The organism is Mesorhizobium sp. P3_A9 (assembly GCF_056402975.1).
Genome location: NZ_JBFUGJ010000639.1, coordinates 1 through 1676, shown reverse-complemented (window position 1 = coordinate 1676; position 1676 = coordinate 1). Strand labels below are relative to the sequence as shown.

The 1676-nt window shown below is 53.3% G+C and carries 2 protein-coding genes; both read right to left on the bottom strand.

All coding sequences use genetic code 11. The features are described 5' to 3' along the window. Positions 1-23: 23 nt before the first annotated feature. On the bottom strand, positions 24-443 hold the full coding sequence (locus tag AC1DX0_RS35550) for a DUF4258 domain-containing protein (protein ID WP_477218395.1): 420 nt from the start codon (positions 441-443) through the stop codon (positions 24-26). A gap of 351 nt (positions 444-794) precedes the next feature. Then, the gene (locus tag AC1DX0_RS35545; RefSeq protein WP_477218394.1) at positions 795-1421 is read right to left on the bottom strand and encodes a hypothetical protein; all 627 of its coding nucleotides are present in this window, start codon (positions 1419-1421) and stop codon (positions 795-797) included. Positions 1422-1676 lie beyond the last annotated feature (255 nt).

The following is a 1676-nucleotide window of genomic DNA, read 5'->3' as shown; positions in this document are numbered from 1 at the left end:
GCCCGCATTCGGTGTAGTGGTGGCTATTCATCGTATTCTCCATTCAACGTACCTGCGCGGGTAGACGGTTCGTCGACCCACATAACACTAACAATCTTTAGGAAGGTGCCGGTCTTCTCAGGAACGACTATCACTCTCAGAGTTCGGCTATTGCCGTTGGGGCAAAGACCTTCCATCGCATATTTTTTGTACGCCGGTCGCGTACTCTCCATTGGCTCCATATGCACAAAGCCGTTTTTGAGGACGTACAACACGTCACCCATGATGATGTTGCGCTCGGCCATCCGCTCAATTGCATGGCGCTTATAGGAAATCGTAAGCGCTTTCGAGCGGGCGATTGTGCGGATCTCGTCCGTTGCTTGCCCTTTTGGCCAATCACAACCACGACCCACAACGCCCCCGCGCCCCTTTGGTTTCACGTCAGGTATATCACTATGATACATTTTAAAAGTAGTCCTTTCGTTAAAAATTCGTAATGTGGTAAAAAATCCATCCCACGAGAAAGGGCGCCCTGGGAGGTAAGGGCGCCCTTTTTAATCACTTCTTGATGTGCGTTACGATATGCGTGCTCGGCTTGCGAACCGCAGTCGAAACAGTCGTGAACCGACCCGAGACCGCACTGCGGCCAACGGTAAACGTCTTCTTGCTCATGCTCATCACCTCCTTTCCGGAGCACGTGCTCCTAGGGAGACGGGGTGAATCACATGCGCTTATGTATCACCATGATACTTTCTTTGTCAACAATTCCCGGTGCCGGGCAGTGTCTCAGTTTGAATTCCGCCCGAGCCATTCCCCTACGGCTGGGTAGCGTCGGACTTCGGATCAAAATCAGGATTGATCGGCGCTGTGTCGGCGCGCTGTATGATCTGGACGAGCCGTTCCATGCGCCATGTCATGCCCGTTCTTAGAGCTTCATTCGGCTTGCCTGCGGACGAATAGATAACCGAGGTTCCTACGTGATTGTTCAGCAGGGCTGCCTCACCCGCACCAAGAGCGGCTTCAATGAAGTCCGATGCTTTGTTGAGGAGTAAGTTCATGTTGGCTTCTAAGGCTGTAGCATCATCCGTGGTGGCGCATTGCGCGGTTAGCTCTCTGGCTTCCTCCAGAAATTTGCCCAATCGGTTCTTGATTACTATCCGCCGTCGATCGACGCCGCGCGTGTCCAGCTTTGCAAGCTGTGCCTGGTCCTCTTTCCAGATTTGAAACGGAACCGTGAAAAGGCGCAGCAACAAGACCGCGCCGAAAATCCAGACTGGAATTTCCCAGATGTAGGCATCCATCAGCTTGCCCACGTCTGGTCTGTAGTGGGTAACAATCTGCCCGATAATGCCGATGAAGCCAGCCCAAAAGTCCGTGGCGTTTGGCGCTGACCAAACGACGCCCTTGAACCATTTCCAGTAAAAATCCCGACCTTGCCCCATGCGCGATTCATAGCAGAACCGCCCGGATTCGCCACGGGTCTGTCAAATATATAATCGCCTTGCGACGGGCAATTATCGGTTTGACTAATCCGGCCATTGACGTGATAGCGCCGGCGCGACTTATCTAATGGGCAAATTGAGGCTCGCCGACATTGCACAAGGTTCTACTCGTCTCGTCCTATTTTATCTTGGGGGTCGGCATCTTCTTCGCGATGAGGCTGGCCGGTCTGGGCCCCTTCTGGAACTCCCTGGTGG

Coding starts and splice junctions, on each gene's coding strand:
- AC1DX0_RS35550 (WP_477218395.1), bottom strand. CDS start 443: ATGTATCATAGTGATATACCTGACGTGAAACCAAAGGGGCGCGGGGGC.
- AC1DX0_RS35545 (WP_477218394.1), bottom strand. CDS start 1,421: ATGGGGCAAGGTCGGGATTTTTACTGGAAATGGTTCAAGGGCGTCGTT.